Annotated in this window: 20 protein-coding genes and 3 pseudogenes; 8 read left to right on the top strand and 15 right to left on the bottom strand. The window is 71.0% G+C overall.

Features of this window, described 5'->3' with window-relative positions; all coding sequences use genetic code 11:
- Positions 1–153 precede the first annotated feature (153 nt).
- Both ACLQ24_RS07785 and ftsY read right to left on the bottom strand, forming a co-directional pair.
- Positions 154–1017: a phosphotransferase gene (locus tag ACLQ24_RS07785; RefSeq protein ID WP_425889989.1), complete on the bottom strand. Its 864-nt coding sequence runs from the start codon at positions 1015–1017 to the stop codon at positions 154–156.
- A 6-nt stretch (positions 1018–1023) separates the two neighbouring features.
- Positions 1024–2214, bottom strand: coding sequence for a signal recognition particle-docking protein FtsY (gene ftsY, locus ACLQ24_RS07780; protein ID WP_425889988.1), 1191 nt, complete (start codon positions 2212–2214; stop codon positions 1024–1026).
- Between the two features lie 83 nt (positions 2215–2297).
- Here ftsY and ACLQ24_RS07775 point away from each other — a divergent pair, with 83 nt between their 5' ends.
- The 4 genes from ACLQ24_RS07775 to ACLQ24_RS07760 all read left to right on the top strand — a co-directional run bounded on the left by ACLQ24_RS07775 (position 2298) and on the right by ACLQ24_RS07760 (position 6801).
- Positions 2298–4010 carry an alkaline phosphatase D family protein gene (locus ACLQ24_RS07775; RefSeq protein WP_425889987.1) on the top strand — a complete coding sequence of 571 codons (1713 nt, stop codon included), beginning with the start codon at positions 2298–2300 and terminating at the stop codon, positions 4008–4010.
- Between the two features lie 26 nt (positions 4011–4036).
- Entirely contained in the window at positions 4037–4477 is a 441-nt protein-coding gene (locus ACLQ24_RS07770) for a MarR family winged helix-turn-helix transcriptional regulator (protein WP_425889985.1), read from the top strand.
- Between the two features lie 82 nt (positions 4478–4559).
- A complete protein-coding gene (locus ACLQ24_RS07765; protein ID WP_425889983.1) occupies positions 4560–6170 on the top strand; it encodes an MDR family MFS transporter in 1611 nt (536 codons plus the stop codon).
- Between the two features lie 109 nt (positions 6171–6279).
- On the top strand, positions 6280–6801 hold the full coding sequence (locus ACLQ24_RS07760) for a DinB family protein (RefSeq protein WP_425889982.1): 522 nt from the start codon (positions 6280–6282) through the stop codon (positions 6799–6801).
- Positions 6802–6808: 7 nt separating this feature from the next.
- Here ACLQ24_RS07760 and ACLQ24_RS07755 read toward each other — a convergent pair whose 3' ends face one another.
- The 3 genes from ACLQ24_RS07755 to ACLQ24_RS07745 all read right to left on the bottom strand — a co-directional run bounded on the left by ACLQ24_RS07755 (position 6809) and on the right by ACLQ24_RS07745 (position 11610).
- Positions 6809–7429, bottom strand: coding sequence for an HAD family hydrolase (locus ACLQ24_RS07755; protein WP_425889980.1), 621 nt, complete (start codon positions 7427–7429; stop codon positions 6809–6811).
- On the bottom strand, positions 7429–11043 hold the full coding sequence (gene smc, locus ACLQ24_RS07750; RefSeq protein ID WP_425889978.1) for a chromosome segregation protein SMC: 3615 nt from the start codon (positions 11041–11043) through the stop codon (positions 7429–7431). Before smc ends, ACLQ24_RS07755 begins: the two co-directional genes overlap by 1 nt.
- Before the next feature lie 372 nt (positions 11044–11415).
- On the bottom strand, positions 11416–11610 hold the full coding sequence (locus tag ACLQ24_RS07745; protein ID WP_030487463.1) for a hypothetical protein: 195 nt from the start codon (positions 11608–11610) through the stop codon (positions 11416–11418).
- Positions 11611–11981: 371 nt separating this feature from the next.
- Here ACLQ24_RS07745 and ACLQ24_RS07740 point away from each other — a divergent pair, with 371 nt between their 5' ends.
- Positions 11982–13100, top strand: coding sequence for a CAP domain-containing protein (locus ACLQ24_RS07740; RefSeq protein ID WP_425889976.1), 1119 nt, complete (start codon positions 11982–11984; stop codon positions 13098–13100).
- A gap of 115 nt (positions 13101–13215) precedes the next feature.
- Complete coding sequence (locus ACLQ24_RS07735; RefSeq protein WP_425889975.1) at positions 13216–14058, top strand: endo alpha-1,4 polygalactosaminidase; 843 nt, start codon at positions 13216–13218, stop codon at positions 14056–14058.
- A gap of 262 nt (positions 14059–14320) precedes the next feature.
- Here the strand turns inward: ACLQ24_RS07735 and mutM are convergent, their stop codons facing one another.
- The 8 genes and pseudogenes from mutM to rsmD form a co-directional block, all read right to left on the bottom strand.
- Positions 14321–15178 (bottom strand): bifunctional DNA-formamidopyrimidine glycosylase/DNA-(apurinic or apyrimidinic site) lyase, encoded by an 858-nt coding sequence (gene mutM, locus ACLQ24_RS07730; protein WP_425889973.1) that lies wholly within the window; start codon positions 15176–15178, stop codon positions 14321–14323.
- Between the two features lie 184 nt (positions 15179–15362).
- Positions 15363–16109, bottom strand: a pseudogene (rnc, locus tag ACLQ24_RS07725) (ribonuclease III); the annotation flags it as partial.
- Positions 16106–17092 carry a phosphate acyltransferase PlsX gene (locus ACLQ24_RS07720; protein WP_425889971.1) on the bottom strand — a complete coding sequence of 329 codons (987 nt, stop codon included), beginning with the start codon at positions 17090–17092 and terminating at the stop codon, positions 16106–16108. The gene ACLQ24_RS07720 and the pseudogene rnc, both read right to left, overlap by 4 nt.
- A gap of 114 nt (positions 17093–17206) precedes the next feature.
- A complete protein-coding gene (gene rpmF / locus ACLQ24_RS07715) occupies positions 17207–17380 on the bottom strand; it encodes a 50S ribosomal protein L32 (protein ID WP_030335284.1) in 174 nt (57 codons plus the stop codon).
- Positions 17381–17385: 5 nt separating this feature from the next.
- Positions 17386–17949, bottom strand: a complete 564-nt coding sequence (locus ACLQ24_RS07710; RefSeq protein ID WP_425889969.1) for a YceD family protein — start codon at positions 17947–17949, stop codon at positions 17386–17388.
- Between the two features lie 111 nt (positions 17950–18060).
- Entirely contained in the window at positions 18061–18558 is a 498-nt protein-coding gene (locus ACLQ24_RS07705; protein WP_355051547.1) for a hypothetical protein, read from the bottom strand.
- Between the two features lie 259 nt (positions 18559–18817).
- Positions 18818–19300 carry a pantetheine-phosphate adenylyltransferase gene (gene coaD, locus ACLQ24_RS07700; protein WP_425889968.1) on the bottom strand — a complete coding sequence of 161 codons (483 nt, stop codon included), beginning with the start codon at positions 19298–19300 and terminating at the stop codon, positions 18818–18820.
- Positions 19297–19860: a 16S rRNA (guanine(966)-N(2))-methyltransferase RsmD gene (gene rsmD, locus ACLQ24_RS07695; protein ID WP_425889966.1), complete on the bottom strand. Its 564-nt coding sequence runs from the start codon at positions 19858–19860 to the stop codon at positions 19297–19299. Before rsmD ends, coaD begins: the two co-directional genes overlap by 4 nt.
- Before the next feature lie 305 nt (positions 19861–20165).
- On the opposite strand from rsmD, the gene ACLQ24_RS07690 reads away from it, so the two are divergent.
- Positions 20166–21692 carry a cell wall anchor protein gene (locus tag ACLQ24_RS07690; RefSeq protein WP_425889964.1) on the top strand — a complete coding sequence of 509 codons (1527 nt, stop codon included), beginning with the start codon at positions 20166–20168 and terminating at the stop codon, positions 21690–21692.
- Positions 21693–21840: 148 nt separating this feature from the next.
- Here ACLQ24_RS07690 and ACLQ24_RS07685 read toward each other — a convergent pair.
- Positions 21841–22061, bottom strand: a pseudogene (locus ACLQ24_RS07685) (NUDIX hydrolase); the annotation flags it as partial.
- Between the two features lie 400 nt (positions 22062–22461).
- Here ACLQ24_RS07685 and ACLQ24_RS07680 point away from each other — a divergent pair.
- A pseudogene (locus tag ACLQ24_RS07680) lies at positions 22462–23277 on the top strand (transposase family protein); the annotation flags it as partial.
- A 342-nt stretch (positions 23278–23619) separates the two neighbouring features.
- Here ACLQ24_RS07680 and ACLQ24_RS07675 read toward each other — a convergent pair.
- Positions 23620–23859: hypothetical protein (locus tag ACLQ24_RS07675; RefSeq protein WP_425889963.1), on the bottom strand; the 240-nt coding region annotated here is incomplete at its 5' end.

Here is a 23859-nt window from a genome sequence, read left to right as displayed (position 1 = left end):
CGTGACGGGTTGTTTCGTACGTGTCACGGAGTTCGCACAGCGCGCGGCATGGACAGGGGTGGATCACCCGGACGGCGTACGTCGATGGCTGACCGGTCAGGCCCGTCGACCGGCTCGCCCACCACGACCGGCCGGGCATCGTCGAATCCGCGCTCAGCGGAGGGCGTTATCCAGAGCGTGCCGCTCGTAGTCGAGCAGTCGCAGGTCGCGCATCGGCCGCCGCAGGTGACCCTTGTGCACGATCCGGACGAACGCCGGCTCACCGGCGGCAGCCATCCGGCGGATGCCCTCCACGTGGTCCACGATCCGCTTGCGGATGGTCCGGATCAGCCGGTGCCGGTCCCGCGGGATCAGCCCGTACGCGTCGGCGAAGAGCCGCAGCCGGCGCGGCCGGTCCGGGTGCTTCCAGCCCAGCGTGATCGAGTCCCGGTCGGCGAAGATCGGCACCCACGTCCACGCCGCGTACGCCACGTCGTAGATCCGCGCTCCCGGCGAGGCGAGGTCGAAGTCGATCAGCCCGAGGGTGCCGTCCGGCCGCCAGATCACGTTGTGCGGGGCGGCGTCGTGGTGGCAGATCACCTCGGTGTCCGGTGGCGGGGGCCCGAACGAGCGCCACACGGCCCCGGCCGGCGGGGCGAAGCCGTACTGCGCGTCGTGGAACATCCGCAGCATGGTGGCGACGGTGACCAGCGCCTCGTCGGTCACCCAGTGCGGGGCCAGCGGGTACTCCCCGCACTCCCCCTCCAGGTACGACAGCACCTCGCGGTTGCGTTCGTCCATCCCGAGCGCCCGGGGAGCGCCGGTGAAGCCGACGTACTCCAGATGCCGCAGCAGGGCGTGCACGGACGGGGTCCACGGCCCGGCGTTACGACGGACGGTGTCGCCGACCCGGACCACGGTGCTCACGTTGCCGCCGTGCAGCGGGATCTCCTGCGAAGTCACGTACGGTCTCCCGAGGCGCTGCGAGGCGTGGCCGGGGTCGCGCCAGCCCGCGTACGCGCGATCGTCAGTGGTCACCCGAGACTACGCGTCCGGTCCGGCGGGTTCGGTCCCCAGCAGCGCGTCGACGAACTGCGCCGGGTCGAACGGGGCGAGGTCGTCCTTGCCCTCACCGAGGCCGACGAGCTTCACCGGGATGCCGAGCTTACGCTGGACGGCGATCACGATGCCGCCCTTCGCGGTGCCGTCGAGCTTGGTCAGCACCACACCGGTCACGTTGACCACCTCGGTGAAGACCCTTGCCTGCTCCAGACCGTTCTGGCCGGTCGTGGCGTCGAGGATGAGCAGCGTCTCGTCGATCGGCCCCTGCTTCTCCACGACGCGTTTGACCTTGCCCAGCTCGTCCATCAGGCCGACCTTGTTCTGTAGGCGGCCGGCGGTGTCGATGAGCACCGTGTCCACGCCGGTGTCGATGCCCCGCTTGACGGCGTCGAACGCGACGCTGGCCGGGTCGGCGGCCTCCGGGCCCCGGACGGTCTCCGCGCCGACCCGTTCGCCCCAGGTCTGCAACTGGTCCGCGGCGGCGGCCCGGAAGGTGTCGGCGGCGCCGAGCAGCACGCTACGGCCGTCGGCGACCAGCACCCGGGCGATCTTGCCGCAGGTGGTGGTCTTGCCGGCGCCGTTGACGCCGACCACCAGCACCACCGCCGGCACGCCGTCCTTCGGCGCGGTCCGCAGGGCGCGGTCCATGCCGGGGTCGAGGGCGTTGACCAGCTCGGCCGCGAGCAGCGCGCGCAGCTCGCCGGCCGAGCGGGTGCCCAGCACCCGGGTGCGCTCCCGTAGCCGGTCGACGATGTCGCGGGTCGCGTCGACGCCGACGTCGGCGGTGATCAGGCTGTCCTCGATCTCCTCCCAGGCGTCCTCGTCGAGGTGATCGCGGGCGAGCAGGCCGAGCAGGCCCTTGCCGAAGACGTTCTGCGAGCGTGACAGCCGTGACCGGAGGCGGACCAGCCGCCCGGCGGTCGGCTCTGGCACCTCCACGGTCGGCGCGGGCGCCTCGATGACCGGCGGCGGCTCGACCAGGACACCGGTGGACAGATCGGACTCCGGTGCCTCGACCGGCGGACCGGCGAGATCCTCCTCGGCCCGGGTGTCGACCTCGGTGCGCGGAAGCGGAGGCTCGGGTCGCCGCCGCAGACGGGGCACGACCAGCCCGACTGTGCCGGCGATCAGCACACCGAGCAGGACCAGAGCGAGGACGAGATATTCGGCCATGCCGGAATCCTGTCAGATGCCGGCGACGGCGTCCCAGCCACCGCACCCGGCCGGTGTCCGGAAACCGGCGGTAGGCTCGCGTCATGCCCGCCGCACCCCTCCTGATCGGCCCACTTCTGCGGCGAGTGGTCGACACCCGGGCGACTATCTGGGTGGAGACCGCCGCGCCCGCCGTGGTCACCGTCCGCACGGCCGACGGCGCCACCGGCGCCGCGCCCACCTTCTCGGCGTACGAGCACCACTATGCCCTCGTCGTGGTGGAGGGCCTCACCCCGGACAGCACCACGACCTACGAGGTGCTGGTCGACGACGAGCTGGTCTGGCCCGTCCCGAGCGGCGACTTCCCGCCGAGCGTCATCCGCACCCGGGCGGTCGACGACCGGGACCAGCCGGTCAACCTGATCTTCGGTTCGTGCCGGGAGACCACCCAGCACGCCACCACGCGCAAGCTCCCGCCGGACGCCCTGGACGCGTACGCCCGGCGGTTGATGGCCGATCCCGAGTCGAGCCCGCTGCCCGACCTGCTGGTGCTCCTCGGTGACCAGGTGTACGCCGACGTCACCTCACCGACCGTGCGTCGGCTGCTGCGTCGGCGGCGGCGGCGTCCCAAGGGCGCTCCCGCCGACCAGGTGGTGAGCTTCGACGAGTACACCAAGCTCTACCTGGAGTCGTGGCGCGATCCGGAGATCCGCTGGCTGCTGTCCACCGTGCCCAGCGTAATGATCTTCGACGATCACGAGATCATCGACGACTGGAACACCTCGGCGGCGTGGCGTGCCGAGATGCGCGAGCAGCCGTGGTGGGCCGAGCGCATCGGCAGCGGACTGGCCTCGTACTGGGTCTACCAGCACCTGGGCAACCTCGCGCCGGACGAGATCGCCGCCGACCCGGTGTTCGCCAAGGTGGTCGCCGCCGAGGACGCCACCGGCGTGCTGCGCGAGTTCGGGCACCGGGTCGACCAGGAGGCCAACCTGGCGCACGACACCGAGCGCTGGCGGGCCGTGCAGTACCAGTGGAGCTACGCGCTCGACCTGGGGCGTACCCGGCTGGTCATGCTCGACAACCGGTGCAGCCGGGTCCTCGATCCGGGCAGCCGGGCGATGCTGCCGCCGGGTGAGTGGTCGTGGTTCCTCGACCAGGCGCACGGCGTCTACGACCACCTGGTGGTGGGCGCCTCGCTGCCCTGGCTGCTTCCCCAGGGCATCCACCACATCGAGGCGTGGAACGAGAAGCTGGCCGACTCGCGCCGGCCGTGGGTCGCCCGCGGGGCCGAGAAGCTGCGCCGCGCTCTCGATCTGGAGCACTGGGCGGCGTTCCGGCGGTCCTTCGAGGCGCTCGGTGAGACGTTCGCCCGGATCGGCACCGGCACGCCGAGGGCGTCCGGCGCGCGGGTCGGCGCCGGACCGGCGTACGCCCCGCCGGCGTCGATCAGCGTGCTCTCCGGGGACGTGCACCACTCGTACGTGGCCCGGGCGCGGTTCGTCGACCCCGCGGTGGTCACGCCCGTGCACCAGCTCACCTGCTCACCGATCCACAACCAGGTACCGGCCGGCATCCGCCCGCTGATAAAGATGTGCTGGTCGTCTGGGCCGGCGGGCGCGACGCGGGCACTGGCCCGCTCGGCGGGTGTCCGGCGTCCGGGGGTGCGCTGGCGCAAGCTGGCCGGACCCTACTTCGGCAACGCCGTCGCCACCCTGACCCATCGGGGCCGGCAGGCCGACGTGGTCATCGAGGGCACCACCAGCGACGGGCACCTACGCCCGGTGATGAGCCGCCGCCTCTCCGGCGACGAGTGACCGGGTCCCGCCGTACTCTCTTGCCCGTGAGCGAGCATCAGCCGGAGCCGATCCGGTCCGTCGAGCACGAGCTGACCGCGCTGCTGCGCCGGGGCCGGGCGGTCTCCTGGGAGATCGCCCGAGAGGTGCACCCGACTCTCGAACCGAACACCTACGGGCTGCTGCTCTGGCTGCGGCGCAGCGGGTCGATCCGGCTGACCGAGCTGGCGGCGCGGCTCGGCGTGGGCAAGGGGACGCTCAGTCGACAGATCAACGGGTTGGAGGCGCTCGGCCTGGTGCGCCGCGAGCCCGACCCGAGTGACCGGCGGGCGGCGCAGATCAGCCTGACCGAGGAGGGCCAGCACCGGTTCGACGTCGCCCGGTCCGCCCGGCTGGGTGAGTTCCTGCGCGCGCTGGACGACTGGCCGGCCCGGGACGTGGAGGAGTTCGCCCGGCTCCTCGGCCGGTTCAACGATTCCTGGAGATGACCCGCGACGCGGGGAATGTTGTCGACATCTCCCAAGTTGTTGCTTGAGGCAATCAAAACGTACGGGCTGGAGGCACCACACGATGAGCCAGGCGACAGCGTCCCGGGCGCCCGCCGTCGACATGACCCACCGGCAGATCCTGGAGGCCCTCTCCGGCCTGCTGCTGGGCATGTTCGTCGCGATCCCCTCCTCCACGGTCGTCTCGAATGCGCTGCCGCGCATCATCACCGAGCTGCACGGCGGTCAGTCCGCGTACACCTGGGTGGTCACCTCGGCACTGCTCGCGACCACCGCGACCACCCCAATCTGGGGCAAACTAGCCGACCTGACCAGCAAGAAGACACTCGTCCAGCTCGCCCTGGGGATCTACGTCCTCGGCTCGGTGCTGGCCGGCCTGGCGCAGGGCACCAGCGAGCTGATCGCGTGCCGGGTGCTCCAGGGCGTCGGCGCCGGCGGCCTCACCGCCCTGGCGCAGGTGATCATGGCGACGATGATCGCGCCGCGCGAGCGGGGACGCTACAGCGGCTACCTCGGCGCCGTGATGGCCGTCGGCACCATCGGCGGACCGCTGATCGGCGGCGTCATCGTGGACACCTCGTGGCTCGGCTGGCGCTGGTGCTTCTACGTCGGCGTGCCGTTCGCCATCGCCGCACTGGTCGTGCTCCAGAAGACCCTGCACCTGCCGGTGGTCAAGCGCAAGGCGCAGATCGACTGGTGGGGCGCCACCCTGATCACGGCGGCGGTCTCGGTGCTGCTGATCTGGGTCTCCCTCGCCGGCGACCAGTTCGCCTGGGCGTCCTGGCAGACCGTCGCCATGGTGCTCGGCGCCCTGCTCCTTGGCGCGCTCGCCATCCGGGTGGAGACCCGGGCCGCCGAGCCGATGATCCCGCCGTGGCTGTTCCGCAACCGGACGATCACCCTCGCCGTCGTCGCCAGCGTCGCGGTGGGCGTGGGCCTGTTCGGCGCGTCGATCTTCCTCGGCCAGTACTTCCAGATCAGCCGGGGCGAGTCGCCGACGATGTCCGGCCTGATGACCCTACCGATGATCCTCGGCCTGCTGGTCGCCTCGACCGTGGGCGGACGGATCATCACGAAGACCGGCCGCTGGAAGCGGTTCCTGGTGCTCGGTTCGGCGCTGCTCACCATCGGCTTCGCGCTCATGGGGACGCTGCGCGCGGACACCAGCTACACCCTGCTCAGCGTCTACATGCTGCTGATCGGCGTCGGCCTGGGCCTGACCATGCAGAACCTCGTCCTCGCCGTGCAGAACACCGTCGGCACGCACGAACTCGGCGCGGCCAGCTCGATGGTGGCGTTCTTCCGCAGCCTGGGCGGCGCGATCGGCGTCTCCGCCCTCGGCGCGGTCCTCGCCCACAAGGTGAAGGACTACACCGCCGACGGGCTGTCCCAGCTCGGCATCCCGGCGTCCAGCTCCGGCAGCGGCGGCACCCTGCCCGACGTGCACAGCCTGCCCGGCCCGCTGCGGGCGGTGGTGGAGGCCGCGTACGGCCACGGCGCCGGTGACATCTTCCTGGCCGCCGCCCCGTTCGCGCTGATCGCGCTGATCGCGGTGCTCTTCATCAAGGAGGTGCCGCTGCGGCAGCACAACGGCGGCCCGGTTTCCGGCGGGGGCGAGCGGGAATCGAGCCCTGTCGAGGGCGTCGGCGCGGTCCCCGCCAGCGGGCAGAGGTGAGGTAGAGCCCACCCGGCTGGTCCGTAAGGGTCACGGTCACTGGCCCGCCGTCGTGGTGCCCTGAATAACCCGTCGCGCCCGATGAGGCGCTGCGGGCAGGATGCGCGCCATGACGTGGACCGCACCGGAAATCACCCGGACACCCGAACCGTACGTCGGCGACGAGCGCACCATGCTCGACGGCTGGCTCGACTATCACCGGCAGACACTGCTGCTCAAGTGCGCCGGCCTCACCGAGGAGCAGTTGCGCACTCCGAGCGTGGCACCCTCCGGGCTGACCCTGCTCGGCCTGGTCCGGCACCTCGCCGAGGTGGAGGCCTGGTGGTTCCGGGAGAATTTCGCCGGCGAGCGGGTCGACTACCCGTACTTCACGCCGGAGAAACCGGACGCCGACCACGACGTGAGCGCCGCCGACGCCGAGGCGGACTTCGCCACCTTCCACCGCGAGGTGGCGCTGGCCCGCGAGGCCGCCGCCGGCCACTCACTCGACGAGACCTTCACCGAGGTCGGCGCGAAGAGGCGCACCTTCAACCTGCGCTGGGTGTACGTGCACATGATCGAGGAGTACGCCCGGCACAACGGCCACGCCGACCTGATCCGGGAACGCATCGACGGCATCACCGGCGAGTGAGCGCCGCTCAGTAGTCCAGGGCGGCCCGCAGGTAGCGCAGGTCGGCGTGGCCGCCCCAGCGGTGCGCCGACAGCCCGGCGGCGCGAGCGCCCCGTACCGCCCAGTCCTCGTCGTCGACGAAGAGCACCCGGGCTGGCGGGGTGGCCAGCGCCTGGCAGGCGGCCTGGAAGTACTCCGGTGCCGGCTTGTGCACGCCGAGCGTCGACGAGTTGACCACCACGTCGAACTCGCCGACCAGCCCGAGCGCGGCGAGGTCGGCGTCGAGCAGGTCGGTGGCGTTGGTGCCCAGGCCGACGGAAATGCCGGCGGCGCGCACCTCCCGGACGAAGTCGAGCACCTCGTTGTCCACCTCGCCCCGGTAACGCTGCCACTGCTCGACGGCCGCGCGGGCCCGGTCCGGCCCGCCGGCCGGCTCGGCGAGCGCGTCGGCCACGCTGCTCACCCAGTCGGCGTGGCTGACCTGGCCGGTGAGCACCGGCCGGAGCCGCCCCCACTGCATGGCGATCTCGGTGAGCACCCCCTCGGAGAGGCCGTACTCCCGCTCGACGTCGGCGGCCACCGCCGGGTCCCACCGACGCAGTACGCCGTCGAAGTCCAGCAGGAGCGCCTTCGCGCGTTCCCGAGCCACTACCCGTTCTCCTCGCCGCGGCCGGGCCGCTGGTCGTCCTCGTCGGCCCGGTTGAGCCGTTGACTGATCACCTGGGTGACCCCGCTGCGCATGGTCACCCCGTAGAGCGCGTCGGCGATCTCCATCGTCCGCTTCTGGTGCGTGATGACGATCAGCTGACTCTTCTCCCGCAACTGTGCCAGCAGCGTGATGAGCCGGCCCAGGTTCACGTCGTCCAGGGCCGCCTCCACCTCGTCCATGATGTAGAACGGGCTAGGCCGGGCGCGGAAGATCGCCACGAGCATGGCCACTGCGGTCAGCGACCGCTCGCCACCGGAGAGCAACGACAACCGCTTGATCTTCTTGCCCGGCGGGCGGGCCTCGACCTCGACGCCCGTGGTGAGCAGGTCCTCGGGGTCGGTGAGGATGAGCCGGCCCTCACCGCCGGGGAAGAGCACCGTGAACACCTGCTGGAACTCGCGAGCGGTGTCCTCGAAGGCGCTCGCGAAGACCTCCAGGATCCGCTCGTCCACGTCCTTCACGACGGTGAGCAGGTCCCGACGGGTGGCCTTGAGGTCCTCCAACTGCTCGGAGAGGAACTTGAAGCGCTCCTCCAGCGCGGCGAACTCCTCCAACGCGAGCGGGTTGACCTTGCCGAGCAGGGCCAGCTCACGCTCCGCCTTGGCGGCCCGCTTCTCCTGCACCGGCCGCTCGTAGCGGACCGGCTCGGGCACCGGCAGGCCATCGCGTTCCGCCGCCGCCACGTCCACCTGCGTCGGCGGGACGGGCTGGGTGGGGCCGTACTCGGCGACCAGGGTCTCCACGTCCAGCCCGAAGTCCTCCGCGGCCTTGGCCTCCAACTGCTCGATGCGCAGTCGCTGCTCGGCGCGGGCCACCTCGTCGCGGTGCACCTGGCTGGTCAGCCGCTCCAGCTCCGCGCCGAGGCGCTTGGCCGCTCCGCGTACCTCCTGAAGCTCGGCCTCGCGGGCAGCGCGTTCGCGCGCGACGGCGTCGCGGTGCTGCTCGGCCGCCGCGATCGACGTGGTCAGGCGGGTGAGGGCCGCGCGGGCGCCGCCCGCGACGGCCCGGGCGATGCCTGCGCCCCGGGTGCGCGCGGCCCGGCGGGCCGCAGCGCGCTCCCGGGCAGCCCGCTCCGCGGTGGCCTGCCGGGCGAGGGAGTCGGCGCGGCCGGCGATCGAGGAGACGCGCTCCTCGGCGGTACGTACGGCGAGCCGGACCTCCATCTCGTTCTGTCGGGCCTGCGGCACCATGGCGGCGAGCTGGTCCCGCTCCTCGGCGGAGGGCTCGGCGTCGACGGGGGTCTCCTCAGCCAGCCGCAGCCGCTCCTGGAGCTCGTCGAGCGTGGCGAGGTCCCGCTGCCGGGCGGCCTCGGCGCGGGCGTGGGACTCGCCGAGCCGGTCGGTCTCCGCCTTGGCGGAACGGGCGGCCGCGCCCAGCTCGGCGAGCCGGCGGGCGGCGGCGTTGCGGTGGCTCTCCGCCTCGCGCTTCTCGGCGGCGGCGTGCTGCACGGCCTCCTTCGCGGCCGTCACCTCAGCGCGCGCCTCGACGAGCTGGTCACGCAGCTCCGCGCCGGTCCCCTCGGCGGCGAGCCGGTTGGTGCGGGCCTCCTCGACGGCTGCCTGCACCTCGATGTAGCTGGGCGCCTTGGCCGATCCGCCGGCCGCCGCGTACGCCCCGACCACGTCACCGTCCGGGGTGACGGCGCGCAGCTCCGGGTTGCCAGCGACCAGCTCGGCCGCCGCGGCGAGATCGTCGACGAGCGCCACGTCGCGCAGCGCCCGATGCACCGCCGGACGAATGTCGGGCGTGCACTCCACCAGGTCGGGGGCCCAGCGGGCGCCGTCCGGCAACTTCGGGCGCAGCGCGTCGGCCGACCCGGTCATGCCGGGCCCAGCAGGGCTGCCGACCAGCAGACCGGCCCGACCGGCGTCGGAGATCTTCAGCAGTCGCATCGCCTCGACGGCCTCGTCCACGCCGGTGACGGCGACCGCGTCGGCGAGGCCGCCGAGCGCGGCGGCCAGCGCGGCCTCGTGTCCGGGCGCGACGGTGAGCAACCCGGCGAGACTGCCGAGCAGGCCGGGTACGTCCCCGGCACGGGCCAGCAGCGCACCGGCGCCGTCCTTGCGCCGCAGGCCGAGTGCCAGGGCCTCCTCGCGGGCCTTCCAGGTGGCGGCGTCCTTCTCCGCGGCCCGCTCGGCGTCGGCCAGCGACCGTACGGTCGCCTGCGCCCGCTCCTGGACGGCGAGCGCCTCGGCGTGCCGGGCGTCCAGGTCGGCGTTGTCGCGGTCCGCCTCGGTGGACTGGGCAGCCACCGCGTCGAGGTCGGCCTGCGCCTGCTCGGCGCGGCCCAGCGCGTCGGCGTGGGCGACCGCGAGCCGTTCGATCTCCTCGCCGGCGCTGGTGGTCCGGGCGCGGGCCGAGTTGACCTGACCGGTGAGCCGGGCCAACCCCTCGCGCCGGTCGGCGATGGCCTTGGCGGCGGCGACCAGCTCCCGCTCGGCGGCGGCGAGCTGACGTTCCAGCTCCTGGCGGTGCTCCACGGCCTCGGCCAGCCGGATCTGGTCGTCGGTGAGCGCGGCGCGCAGCTCCTCCTCCTGCTCGCGGACCCGCTCCGCCTCGGCCTCCAGCTGGTCGGGGTCACGGCCGGGCCGCTCGTCGTCGCCGGTGGCGCTGAGGTGCCGCAGCCGCTCCCGGGCCAGTTGCTCGATGGAGCGAAAGCGTTCCTGCAGGGCGGACAGCTTGTACCAGGTGTCCTGCGCGGCGGCGAGCAGCGGCGCGTCCTCAGCGAGGGCGGCCTCCAACTCGCCGAGCCGGCCCTGCACCTCGGCGTGCTCACCCTCGATCTGCTCGCGCCGCTCGCGCAGCGCGGTCTCGTCGGCGATCTCCCGGTCCAGGGTGGTGCGCAGGGTGGCCAGGTCGTCGGCGAGCAGCCGCAGGCGCGCGTCGCGCAGGTTGGCCTGGATGGCGGCCGCCCGCCGGGCCACCTCGGCCTGCCGGCCCAGCGGCTTGAGCTGGCGTCGCAGCTCAGTAGTCAGGTCGGCCAAGCGGTTGAGATTCACTTGCATCGCGTCGAGCTTGCGCAGCGCCTTCTCCTTGCGCTTGCGGTGCTTGAGGACGCCGGCCGCCTCCTCGATGAACGACCGACGGTCCTCCGGCTTGGCGTGCAGCATGCCGTCGAGCCGGCCCTGACCGACGATGATGTGCATCTCCCGGCCGATGCCGGAGTCGGACAGCAGCTCCTGGATGTCGAGCAGTCGGCAGGAGTTGCCGTTGATCTCGTACTCGCTCTCGCCGGAGCGGAACATCCGGCGGGTGATGGAGACCTCGGTGTACTCGATGGGCAGCGCGCCGTCGGTGTTGTCGATGGTGAGGGTGACCTCGGCCCGGCCCAGGGGGGCGCGGCCGGCGGTGCCGGCGAAGATGACGTCCTCCATCTTGCCGCCGCGCAGCGCCTTGGCGCCCTGCTCGCCGAGCACCCAGGCGATGGCGTCGACGACGTTGGACTTGCCGGAGCCGTTGGGGCCCACCACACAGGTGATCCCGGGCTCCAGCTTCAACGTCGTGGCGGAGGCGAAGGACTTGAAGCCCTTCACCGTCAGGCTCTTGAGATACACCTTCTCAATCCTCGTCCGGTGGCCGCCGTACCGTCGCCGGCTGCGGGGACCTGGGTGAACCCGCAGACTAACCCGCTGACGGAACCGATCCGGCACGCGACCCGCCCCGGGCCGTGTCGACGGCTCGCGCTACCCGTGACCCGGGAGCGGGCCGGGCTGTCGTCGCGGCGACGACGGAAAGACAAATACCACTCACGATCGGAGCGCGCTTCGGGGCGTTCCGCCGAAACTGCCGGAACGGTTGACGCGAGGCCGGCTACAAGATCACAAATGGTCGGCCGTGAAAGGGGCCGGACAGCGTTGCGCGCCGGCACACAGGTGTCGGCGCGCATTTTTGCGGTGGTGCTGCGATTCAGTTTTCCGAACCGAAGATCAGGTCAGCGCCGGCTCGGCGAGACGGAGCAGGTCGTCCGCTTCCGCCGCAGCCGCCGCGAGCCGATCATTGTCGGCACGCAGACGCGTGATCTCGAACTCCAGTGCCTGAACCCTGGAACGCAGTCGGGTGACCTCGTCGAGCAGACGCCGGTCGGGCGCTGCACCTACGTGGCCGTAGAGGGCCTTCGCCATGCTGACTCCTTGATATGCGCTGCCGGAAAGGCCGGCCAACGCGCGCCCATTAAGTACGCGGCTGTCATTCCAGGTGTATCTGGGCATGACCGGGCGCGACTGGCGACACCTATATATTGAGCCGCAAACCCCTCCTTCGTCAAGTTCTCGCAGGCCGTAGATCATCTCTACGTCGACCTGTCCACTTGTCGGGGGCTGCCGCAAGGCGCGGACACTCTCTGTCCGGACCCCTTTACTGTACGCCCGTATTCCCGGAAGTCAGAGCCTTGGCGTCCGACTTCCTCTTAACTCTTCCTTAGCCACGTTGCCGCAGGTCGCGGGCGAGTCGTAGCGTCACCCGGGCCCGCAAACGACCCCGTGGAGGCAGAGGCGTGTACGGCTGGACCGACCCGATGGATCCGAACGGCGCCCCCCGGCGCGCCGAGCGGCCGACCGACGAGCCGGACTGGTTGAGGGACCGCCCGGAGCCCCGCTCGGCGTACCTGTTCGGGGACGACCCCGACCAGCCCGGCGACGAGTGGCACCGCGCCGAGCCCACCGCCCGCTGGCAACCCGCCCCCGTGGAGGCGCCGACCACCGGATGGCCGGGCCACGATCGGGACGACGAACCGACCGACGGCCGGCGCGGCGACGCACAGCCCACGGAGACCGCCGACGGGTGGCGCGCCGAGACCGACGCGTACACCACCGGCGGCGGGACCACGGAGGTCGCCGGCGACGGGCGGACCGGCAGCGGACGGCACCGCTCGCCCCGGAACTGGCGTCGCCCACTCATGATCGGCGGCGCGGCCGCGGCAGCCACCCTCGTGGTGAGCGTCGGCGTCGGCGCGCTCGCGATGCCGGGCGGCAACGGCCCGGGCGACGCACCGACCGCCGTCGACGAGACCATCGCCGCCGCGCCCGCGGTCCCCTCCGACCCGGCGACGGTCGACACCCTGGTCGCCCCCTCCCCGACCAGCTCGCCCAGCCCGACACGGCCGAGCCCGTCGCCGAGCAGGGTCGTCAAGCCCACCCCGGCCTCGTCGCGGACCACCGCCGCCTCGCGCCGCAGCGCCGATCGCAGCACCGCACCGAGCACCACCAGCGGCGGAGGCGCCAGCGGCACCGTCAGCGACCAGGCCCGCGAGGTGGTGGACCTGGTCAACGCCGAGCGGGCCAAGGCCGGCTGCAAGGCGCTGAGCATCGACGACAAGCTGATGACCGCCGCGCAGCGGCACAGCCAGGACCAGGCCGACCACAGCAAGATGTCGCACACCGGCAGCGACGGCAGCGACACGGGCGTCCGGCTGGACCGCGTCGGCTACGCCTGGCGTACCTACGGCGAGAACGTGGCGTGGAACCAGAAGACGCCGGCCGCCGTGATGGACGCCTGGATGAACAGCTCGGGGCACCGCGCCAACATCCTGAACTGCGCGTTCACCGAGATCGGCGTCGGCATCGCCAGCAGCAACGGGCCGTACTGGACGCAGGTCTTCGCGGCGCCGCGCTGACCGCGCGTCGTCCGCGCACCCGCGCTCGTTGGACCGGGTGGGTACGCCGAGCCGAGCGTGAGGGCGGCGTACCGGTGGGGGCGGCGACCGGCCGCCCGGGACCCGGGAGCTGCCGATGCGGATCCGGCCGCGGCGACGTCGCGCCGCACGCGCGCTGCGCCGGATCGTGTCGGCCTGCGTCGCACTCGTCCTGGTGGTGCCGGCGTACGGCTGCCGCCGCGAGCTGACCCCGCCCGGCGCGCCCACCCCGTGGCCGGCTGCCCAGGCCCGTCACTGGCAGTGGCAGTGGCAGCTCGACGGCCCGCTCGATGAGACCGTGGACGTCGACGTCTTCCTGCTCGACCCGGTGGCGAACACGGCCGCACAGACGGCCGAGCTGCGCGCACGGGACCGACGGTTGATCTGTCAGGTGCCGGTGGGGTCGGTGCGCCCGACCGACCCGGACGCCAGCCGACTGCCCGCCGTCGTGCGGGGCGCACCCGCTCGACAGCCCGGCAGCCGGTGGCTGGACGTACGGGAATGGGACGCGCTGGAGCCGGTGCTGACCGACCGGTTCCGGCTGTGCCGGGGCAAGGGCTTCGGCGCGGTGGCGCTGGCCGACGCCGACGGGTACGCGCACCGCAGCGGCTTCCCTCTCGGCTTCGACGACCAACTGCTGTTCAACCGCCGTCTGGCCCGCCTGGCCCGCTCGCTGGACCTCTCCCCCGGGCTGGTCAACGACGTGCCACAGCTCGCGGCCCTGGCGCCGGACTTCGACTTCGTCGTCAACGAGGAGTGCGTCCGGCTCAACCAGTGCACCAAGCTGCTGCCGTTCGCGGACGCCGGCAAACCGGTCTTCCACGTCGAGTACGTCGGCGCGACCGACGACTTCTGCGTCACCACGGTCGGCTACGGCTTCGCGTCGATCCGCAAGGACCGGGCGTTGGATGCCTGGCGGGAGCCCTGTCCCCTGCCGTGACCGCGTGGTTGGTGCCGGTGTTCGGGAAGGCGGCGGTGAGCCGGTCGTACGCCTGAATGGCCGGTGTCGTGCGGGGCAGGTCCTCCATGCCGGGGAGCTTCAGTTTCATGCCGAGCGCCGGCGCGGCCAACGCGAGCAGCAGGGTCCGCCGAGGGCGGCGGGTCCGCCGGACGGGCATCAACCGCGATTCGGACGTACGCCGGGGTGCTGCCCGGAGTGTCCGGCCGCGACCCGCCGACGCCGACCCGGAGCCGGCTCCGGGTCATCCCCGAAGGGCACCCCGAGGCCGGGGCTGGCAGCGCGGGCAGCTGTACGAGGAACGGTTCATGAACGACTCACGCCGGATCGACATACCGCACCGCCGGCACGGCTCACCCTCACGGCCGTAGGCGTTCAGCGCGCGGTCGAAGTAGCCGCTCTCGCCGTTGACGTTGACGTAGAGGGCGTCGAAGCTGGTGCCGCCCTCCTTGATGGCCTCGGCGAGCACGTCCCGGACGTGGCCGAGCAGGCGAAGCGCGGCCGGGCCGGTGAGGGCGTCGGTGGGGCGGCCGCCGTGCAACCGCGCGCGCCACAGCGCCTCGTCGGCGTAGATGTTGCCCACCCCGGAGATCAGCGTCTGGTCGAGCAGGGCCCGTTTCACCTCGGTCCGCCGGCGTCGCAGCGCGGTGACGAACGCCGCGTCCGAGAACTCCGGATCCATCGGGTCGCGCGCGATGTGCGCGATCTCGGCGGGCAGGTCGGCGCCACCCTCGCTGACCGCGAGCCCGCCGAACGTGCGCTGGTCGACGAAGCGCAGCTCGGGCCCGTCGTCGGCGAACCGGAACCGGACCCGCAGATGGGTCTCGTCGGGGGTGCCGGGCGGCTGGAGCAGAAGCTGACCAGACATGCCGAGGTGCCCGACCACCGCGTCGCCGCTGTCCAGCGGGAGCCACAGATACTTGCCGCGCCTGCGCACGTCCACGATGGTCCGACCCGCGAGCACGTCGGAGAAGTGCGCGCCACCGGGTACGTGCCGCCGGACGGCACGCGGGTGACGGACCTCGACCGAGGCGATCCGCCGGCCGGTGACCCACTGGGCCAACCCCTGCCGGACGGTCTCCACCTCGGGCAGCTCAGGCACGACGGACACCCGTCTCGCGGCCACCCGCGGCACCGGCCTCGGTCGGGCCGCCGCCGTTGGCGGACCTCGGCCGCTCCGGCGGGGTCTGCTGGTCCGCCACGTCGGCAGGCATGGCCTGCGCCAGGTGGTCGGCCTCCTCAGCCCGGGCCGCCTGCTCGGCGCTGTCCAGCGGCCCCAACGGCTCGCCCTGGTCGGACCGGTCCGGCTCGGCGTTCTGCTCGTGCTGGTCCGAGAGCCTCCGCCAGGCCGCCTCGGCGGCGCGCTGCTCGGCCTCCTTCTTGCTGCGCCCCTCCGCGCCGCCGTACCGGTTGCCGGCCACCACGACCCAGGCCGTGAACGTCTTGAGGTGGTCGGGCCCGGTGCCCTCGATCCGGTACTCGGGCACACCGAGGCCGAGCGCGGCGGTCAACTCCTGCAGGCTGGTCTTCCAGTCCAGGGCGGCGCCCCGGCCGGCCGACTCGGCCATCAGCGGGTCGAAGAGCCGGTGGATCACGATCCCGGCGGTGTCCAGCCCGTACTGCAGGTAGATCGCGCCGAGCAGCGCCTCCAGGGTGTCGGCGAGGATGCTCGCCTTGTCCCGGCCGCCGGTGGTCTCCTCGCCCTTGCCGAGCAGCAGGTACGCGCCGAGGCCGTCCGGGCCGAGACCACGGGCCACGTCGGCGAGTGCCCGCATGTTGACCACGCTCGCCCGGAGCTTCGCCAACTGACCCTCGGGCAGGTCCGGGTGGTTGTGGAACAGGGCGGTGGTGATCACGACGCCGAGCACCGAGTCGCCGAGGAACTCCAGTCGCTCATTCGTCGGCAGGCCGCCGTTCTCGTACGCGTACGAGCGGTGGGTCAGCGCGCGTTGCAGGAGGTCCGGCTCCAGGCTGACGCCGAACGCGGCTTCCAGGTGACCGACGGACGCCCGCCGCCGCTTGTCGTTGCTCATGATGTGCGTACCTCGGTGTCGGTGGAGCGGTCGGTGCGGTCCGTCGCAGCGTCGCCGTCGAGCAACGCGGAGACCAGATCGGTGGCGCGCCGCCGCCACAGGTGAGCGGCGAGGGCGATGCCGGAGGCGACGTCGCCGGCGCGGGCGGAACCGTGACAGACGACGACGGTCCCCGCGACGCCCAGCAGGGCCGCCGCGCGGGGCGCGCCGCCCTCGGCGGGTGGGCCGCCGGCCATGGCGTACGCGCCCTCGATCGCCTTGAGCAGCACGTTACCGGTGAAGCCGTCGGTGACCACCACGTCGGCGCGCGCACCGACAGCCACGTCGTACCCCTCGACAAGGCCGACGTAGCGCGCTCCGGCGGGCAGCGGTTCGACGGCGAGCAGGGGGTCGGTGGCACGGCGTACCCGATCGCCCTTGCCTGCCTCGGTGCCTACCGAGAGCAGGCCGACCCGGGGAGCGGCGATCGAGTGGGCCACCGCCGCGTACGCGGCGCCGAGCACGGCGTGCCGGGCGAGGGTGGCGGGGCGGGGTTCCAGCGAGCCGCCCACGTCGAGCAGGACCACCGGGCCGGCGACCGCGGGAAGGGTGGCGACCAGGGCGGGTTGGCGGATCTCCGACCAGCGCCCGAGCCCGAGCACGGCGGCGGTGACCGTGGCACCGGTGGCGCCGGCCGAGACGAGGGCGTCGGCGGTGCCGTCGCGGACGGCGGTGACGGCGGCCCGGACGGTGCTCTCCGAGCGGGCGGCGCTGGGATGGTCGGACATGCCGACGGCGGCGCGGACCGGCCGTACCGTGATCCGGGCCCGGTCGGCCGGCGCGAGGGCAGCGATCAGCGCGTCGGCGACTTCGGTCGGGCCGACGAGCAGCAGGTGCAGATCGGGATCGGCGCGCATGGCCCGCAGAGCGCCGTCAACCACGACGGCGGGAGCGTCGTCCCCGCCGAGGAGGTCAACGGCGATCCGCGCGGCGCCCGGCTCCATCGGAACACCGGCCGGGTTGGGCCGGCCGGTGTCGGAGGGAGCCGGGGCACCGGGCGAATGCCAGGGTGCGCGCGCCGCCCGACCTGGGGTCGGGGGCGTCACTCGGCGTCCAGGTCAGACCTCGAGAACCTGGCGGCCGTTGTAGGTGCCGCAGACGGAGCAGGCGGCGTGCGGCAGCTTCGGGGACTTGCACTGCGGGCACGCGACGGTCGCGACCACTGTCGCCTTCCAGTTCGCCCGGCGGGACCGGGTGTTGCTGCGCGACATCTTGCGCTTCGGGACGGCCACGGTTCTTACTCCTCTGTACGGGTCAGTTGCGTCAGGCCCGCCCAACGCGGGTCGATCTGCTGGTGACTGTGGTCGGCCGGCAGATCGTCCCAGAGCGCCCCGCATTCGGGGCACAGTCCTGGGCAGTCCTCCCGGCAGAGCGGGTTGGTCGGCAGCGTGAGCACCAACGCGTCCCGCAGCGCCGGCTCCAGGTCGATCAGATCGCCCTGCATCCGGCCCACCTCGTCCTCGTCGGTCGTGACGTCCGTGGTGCTGTTCTCGTACGCGTACAGCTCCTGGATCGTCACGGCCATCGATTCGTTGATCTCGCGCAGGCAACGCCCGCACTCGCCCCGGACGGGACCGGTGATGGTCCCCGTGACGAGCACGCCCTCGGACACCGACTGCAACCTCAGGTCGAGGTCGAGGTCCGCGCCCTCCGGTACGGCGATCAACTCCACACCGAGGTCCACCGGTGCCGGCACGACCCGCTGGACCTCACGCAACGCACCAGGGCGGCGCGGCAGGTCTCTCGTGTCGAGGACCAGCGGCGACCTGGGGTCGAGTGTCGATGGCGAGTGCTTGGGCATAGTAAGACTCCGGCCGGTGAGAGGCCGACAAAAAAGGTTACCTGGACGACCCCCGGACCGTCGAACCGGGGGCGACGCCCGCCCCTAGAGTGTCGGCTGGTGAGGTGCCGCTCAGAAGGGTAGCGGGCGTTCCGCCTCGTCCCCACCGAAGGTGCCGATCTCCCGCAGCGCGTGCATCTTGTCGCGGCCACGCTCTATCGAGGCGAGGGCCCGGGTGAGGAACTGCTCGAAGTTGGCAAGCGCCGTGTCGACGTAGTCGTCGACCTCCTCACGCAGGCGCTGCGCCTCGGCGCGGGCCTCGGCGATGATCCGGGCGCCCTCGTGCTCGGCCGACACGGTGATCTCGTTCACCGACACGAGGCGGGCGTGTTCTGCCTCACCCTCGCTGATGATCCGGTCCGCCTCACGCTTGCCGGCGTCCATGATCTTGTCGCGCTCCTCCAGGAGCGCGGCGGCCCGGCGCAGGTCGGCGGGGAGGTCCGCACGCATCTCGTCCAGAGCGGCGATCACCTCGCCCCGGTCGACCATGCAGTTGTTCCGCGACATCGGGACGGAGCGCGCCTGCTCCACCATGGCGATCAGTTCGTCGATGCGATCGAGCGGGTCCACCGGTACCTCACTCCTGTCGTTCGTCGGCCGACCTCCATGATGCGGGCTACGGCCGGTTCCCCGCTGCGCCCATCATGTCGTGCCCGTCCCACACGATCCCCCACCACCCCAACCCGGCGCGTCGCGAAGCCGTCACTCCGGGCTCCCCTGCCCCGCCCCTGCCTCGCCCCTGCCTCGCCGATCTTGCAGTTTCTGTCGCGGCAAATCGCTGCAAGAAGGGCAATACGGCGACCGAAAGTGCAAGATCGCGGTAGGCGGGTCAGCGGCGAGGGCCCAGGCGGACCTGGAGGGCTTCGCGGACCGGGTCGGGGACGTGCGCGGAGATGTCGCCGCCCCACTTGGCCACGTCCTTGACAAGACTGGACGAGAGGAACGAGTAAAGCGGGTTGGTCGGCATGAAGAGCGTCTCGACGCCGGCGAGGCCGATGTTCATCTGGGCCATCTGCAACTCGTAGTCGAAGTCGCTGACCGCCCGCAGACCCTTGATCAGGACGCTCGCCTGCTGGGCCCGGCAGAAGTCGACGAGCAGCCCTCGGAACGACTCGACCCGCACGTTGTCGTACGAGGAGGTCACCTCGCGGAGCATCTCGATCCGCTCGTCGACGGTGAACAGGCCGCTCTTCGACTGGTTCACCAGCACACCGACGATCACCTCGTCGAACAGCCGACTGGCCCGGCCGATGATGTCGAGGTGTCCGTTGGTGACCGGGTCGAACGAGCCGGGACAGACCGCACGTCTCATGATCGGCGACCGTACCAAAGGGTGGTCTCGCCATACCGGCGACTGCGCTGGGGGGTGATCCCCTGCACCCACTCGAAGTCCCTGGTCCGGCGCGACCGCTCCACCACCACCAGCGCGTCGGGCGTCAGCCAGCCGCCATCGACGAGCGTCGTCAGCAGCGCGGTGATCTCCGCGTCCGGCACGGCGTAGGGCGGGTCGGCGAAGACCGCGTCGTAGCCGCCACCGTCCGGACCGGCGGCCAGCACCGTCGCCACCTTGCCGGCCACCAGACGTACGGCGGACCCGGCCCGCAGGGTCGCCACGTTCTCCCGGATCACCCGGGCCGCTCTCGCGTCGGACTCCACGAGCAGGACGTGCCCGGCACCCCGGGACAGCGCCTCCAAGCCGACCGCGCCGGAGCCGGCGTACAGGTCGGCGAAGCGCGCGCCGTCGAGGTCGACCTCGGACTCGACGGCGCTGAACAGCGCCTCCCGGACCCGGTCGGACGTGGGTCGGGTGCCGGCGCCGGGCGGCGCGGCGATCCGCCGGCCACCGAGCGTCCCGGCCACGATCCGGGTCACCGTCTCCTCCTACTCATGACCACGACGCTACGCGACCCCTCGGGCCCGCCGGCCGACACGGTAGGTACCGCCACGCAGACCATGTGATCACTTCTCGTATATCAATGATCTCAAGTTCATAACATCAGTCTTAGCAAATCCTGAGCGCTGTATCACGCGCGGCGATATCGCTAGGGTCTGCCGGGTGCCGACGGCAAACCGCCGGCCCACGGCTCGGGAGGGCGCCTCTCCGATCGGACGTGCAGCGACCGTCCACTGTCTCTCCCGTGCCACACCCCTGACGCTTCAGCACTCCAGGAGTACCCGTGATCCGTCCCAAGCTGTCGCTCCGGCGACCGCTGGCCATCCTGGGAGCCGCCATCGTCGGCCTCACCGGGGTCGTCGCGGTGGCCGCCCCAGCCAGCGCACACCACACCGAGATCAGCGCCACCGCCGAGTGTGATCGACTCACCGGCGAGCGCGTGATCACGTGGAAGGTGTTGAACAGCGAAGCCAACAAGGACGCGACCATCCAGAAGGTGACCACCGACCCCGGCACCCCGGTGACCTCGCTGGTCGAGGGGGTTAAGGAGGCGCAGCCGCTGCAGGGGCTGATCGTCCCCATGGGCTCCTACAAGCTGGCCACCCAGCGCGTGCCCGGCAACACCACCAAGGCCCACCTCCAGGTCTACGCTGAGTGGATCAAGGAGGACAAGGTCACGGCGCATCACACCGCCAACGGCGAGATCACTCTCGCCGCGGACAGGTCCTGCGCCCCGGCGCCGACGTGCGTCGATGCCAGCAAGGCCAAGTACACCCACACGTTCGACGGTCCGAAGGGCACCGCCACCGTCAAGCTCGACGGCAACCTGCCGCTCTGCGGTGACGTCAAGCAGTACTTCACGCTGGTGTCGTACTTCGCGCCGCGGCCGCAGTTCGCCACCCCGCAGTACGTCTACGGCACGCCGGACAGCGACTTCGTCAGCGCCGCCCAGACCGAGATCACGCTGAACGTCGAGATCCCGGACTGCCACACCCAGGTCGACCTCATCTGGGGCGACAAGGACCAGGTCATCGACGAGATCGTCGACGGCGGCAAGCGCTACGACAACAAGAAGCTCGGCTCGCCGGGCACCCCGGGCAACCGGTCCAAGGGCCCGCAGGGTTGGTACAACGGCGGCAGCAAGAGCTGCACCACCCCGGCCTCGACCTTCGCGTCCAAGTGCGACGGTTCGGTCGCCGTGTCGCTGAGCAACGACGGCAAGATCAGCAAGTACGCCGTCGAGTTCGAGGTCAAGGGTGAGAACGGCTTCACCAAGAAGGTCTCCGTCGCCCCCGGCAAGGCCGACACCAGCATCGTGGTGCCCGCCGCCGACGCCGGCAAGATCGAGGTCCTGGTCGACGGCAAGGTCATCGAGAACGGCACGTACTCCTGGACGCGCCCCGAGGACTGCCCGCTGCCGGCCGTCACCACCAAGGCCGACTGCAAGGAGTTCGCCCTCACCGTCACCAACCCCGAGGGTGGCCTGCCGGTGAAGACCACCTTCACCTACGGCGACAAGACCGAGACCCGTACGGTCGCGGCCGGTGCCTCGGAGACCGTGACCTTCAAGGCCGGCAAGGACAAGACGGCGATCGTCGCCCTGCCGGACATGGACCTGGAGCTGGAAGCCATCTACACGCCGGAGGGCAACTGCGGCGGTAGCGGTGGCGGTGGCGGCGACGACGAGCCGGGCCTCCCGGTCACCGGTGCGGCAGCGGGCGGCATCGCCGCCGGCGCGATCGCGCTGCTGATCGCGGGCGCGGTGCTCTTCGTCATCGCCCGTCGGCGTCGGGTGACCTTCACCGCCTGACCTGACCTGCGCTGAAGCCCGAGGGCGCGTCGACCACCCGGTCGACCCGCCCTCGGTCGTTATGCGTTGACTGGGTCCAGCCGCAGTCGGCGGCCCCGGGCCCCTCAAGAATCATGAGGGGTCGCCAGCACGCGCCGAGGTATCGACGCTATCCGAGGTAAGGAGTGTCGCGGCCTTCGACGTGGTGCTTGAGGCGGAGTCGAACGGTGTCATGAATGGGGATGTTGCAGAATTCGGCAGCGTCGATGAAGCGGACGTCCGTCGACTCGTCGCTGATACTGATCGTGCCGCCGAAGACGCGGGCGCGGTAGGTGAGCGGAATTCCTGGCGGACTTCGCCGTCTGGGTAGGCGATCACGTGCGCGGGATGTACGTGTTCAGCCAACGTCAACGGCATGATCATGCCTTGTCGAGACTCTCGCCGATCTGGTCAAACCATTACAGAGCGGACGGCCACAGCTGGCAGGAGCGGCTGCAGGGTCAAGATCGACCCACCGTATGAGCGCATAACCACAGGTCAGACCGATTCGGCCGCCCATCTACTCACGCTGAACAGCTACCGCGGGATCGCTGTAGATGCCCAGCAAACCGGTGACCACGATGTCCAGGCCGGTCTCCTACCGCACCGGGGTGTTGGGCGCGCGGTTCCTTACCTGGCCGCATTCAGCGGCGTTGCGCGACGAGCAGCCGCGACGAGATCAGACGTTCTCCAGAACCTCGATACGAAGTGGTCCTCCCACAGATCAACTTCATAGAGGTCCTGCGTCGATATGAGTGTCACATACACCGCTGTACTGCCGGCACGCGAGGAGACGGTGAACCGCCTGGCCGGGCTACTGGACGCCGAACGCATACGCCGTGGCACCCGTGCCCGAACCCGGTCACTGACCTGCCGTGACCAGGCGATCCTGACCCTGCGCTGGTTCTACGACGGCACCCGGGTCATGCAACTCGCCGCCGACAACCAGATCAGCATGTCCACCGGCTACGACTACCTGCACGAAGCCATCGACGTGCTCGCCGCGCAAGCACCGAGCCTGCACGGCGCCCTGCTCGCTGCCAAGGCAGCCGGGTACTCCCACGTCAACATCGACGGCACGCTGATCGAGACCGACCGGTGTCGTACTCCTGGACCGACACCGGGCGTGGATCTCTGGTGGTCGGCCAAGCACGACAACCATGGCGGCAATATCCAGGTGATCACCGTCGGCGACGGCTGGCCCATCTGGACCTCGCTCGTACGACCCGACCGCGAGCACGACACCACCGCACTACGCACCCACCCCGAACTCCTGCCCTGCCTCCGAGAGGCCAGCACCGATCTGCGACCCCTCGGCGATCTGGGCTACGAAGGCGAGTCCAGCACCATCACCGTGGCGTTCAAGAAACCGAAGAACAGCCGGCTCACCGCCACCCAGCAGCAGTTCAACAAGGCCCACAACAGCCTGCGAGCCATCGGCGAACGCGGAAACTCCCTACTCAAGACCACATGCAAGGCGCTACGCAACATCAGCCTCGACCCATGGCGCATCGGCAAGATCGTGGCCGCCGCGCTCGTCCTGCTCCACACCGACCACGACCGCACCACGACCGCACCACGTGATCACCGCTTGTCATCAGAACGTTGCGCGGAATGGCTCATTCAGCCAGACGACGTCCTCCGCTCAGAACATAGTCGCGCAAGGCTTAGTCTGCAGGCCTATCCTCCAGCCACTGGATCTTCCATTCGGAAGTCCGAAAGAGCCTTGCCAGATCATCCTCATCTCTCGCCCAGAAATCGCCTCCATCAGTAGGATTTTCAACGTTGTCCACAACATGCACGTAATATCCTCCGGTGATATCTTCATCGAAATGGACGTGGAGGTAGTAACCTTCATTCTCACCAGCCAGAATCCGGCCGAATTGGTTTAGAGGAACTTCAGGCATATTCAACCCGCAAGCGGCACATGATTGTTCGCGATCACTTTCCCTAAGTCATCCATAATCTCGAAATGCACATGCGGTATGTTCGGCCAGTGTCCAATCCCCTGCACGGCCCCGGCGTTGTTCCGGCTTGAGGTGTTCTGTCCAGGTTGAGGACGGGGGTAGGGCTGCGCGGCCGGTACACGGTTCCCAGCGAACGTACCTTCCGGCGGATCCTGGCCACCTTGGACGGCGACGCCCTCGAC

The sequence above is a fragment of the Micromonospora sp. DT4 genome, assembly GCF_049841675.1.
Taxonomy (GTDB): Bacteria; Actinomycetota; Actinomycetes; order Mycobacteriales; family Micromonosporaceae; genus Micromonospora.
This window is presented reverse-complemented; position numbering and strand designations above follow the sequence as displayed.

Coding starts and splice junctions, on each gene's coding strand:
- ftsY (WP_425889988.1), bottom strand. CDS start 2,214: ATGGCCGAATATCTCGTCCTCGCTCTGGTCCTGCTCGGTGTGCTGATC.
- ACLQ24_RS07775 (WP_425889987.1), top strand. CDS start 2,298: ATGCCCGCCGCACCCCTCCTGATCGGCCCACTTCTGCGGCGAGTGGTC.
- ACLQ24_RS07765 (WP_425889983.1), top strand. CDS start 4,560: ATGAGCCAGGCGACAGCGTCCCGGGCGCCCGCCGTCGACATGACCCAC.
- ACLQ24_RS07760 (WP_425889982.1), top strand. CDS start 6,280: ATGACGTGGACCGCACCGGAAATCACCCGGACACCCGAACCGTACGTC.
- ACLQ24_RS07745 (WP_030487463.1), bottom strand. CDS start 11,610: ATGGCGAAGGCCCTCTACGGCCACGTAGGTGCAGCGCCCGACCGGCGT.
- ACLQ24_RS07735 (WP_425889975.1), top strand. CDS start 13,216: ATGCGGATCCGGCCGCGGCGACGTCGCGCCGCACGCGCGCTGCGCCGG.
- ACLQ24_RS07720 (WP_425889971.1), bottom strand. CDS start 17,092: ATGGAGCCGGGCGCCGCGCGGATCGCCGTTGACCTCCTCGGCGGGGAC.
- ACLQ24_RS07710 (WP_425889969.1), bottom strand. CDS start 17,949: ATGCCCAAGCACTCGCCATCGACACTCGACCCCAGGTCGCCGCTGGTC.
- coaD (WP_425889968.1), bottom strand. CDS start 19,300: ATGAGACGTGCGGTCTGTCCCGGCTCGTTCGACCCGGTCACCAACGGA.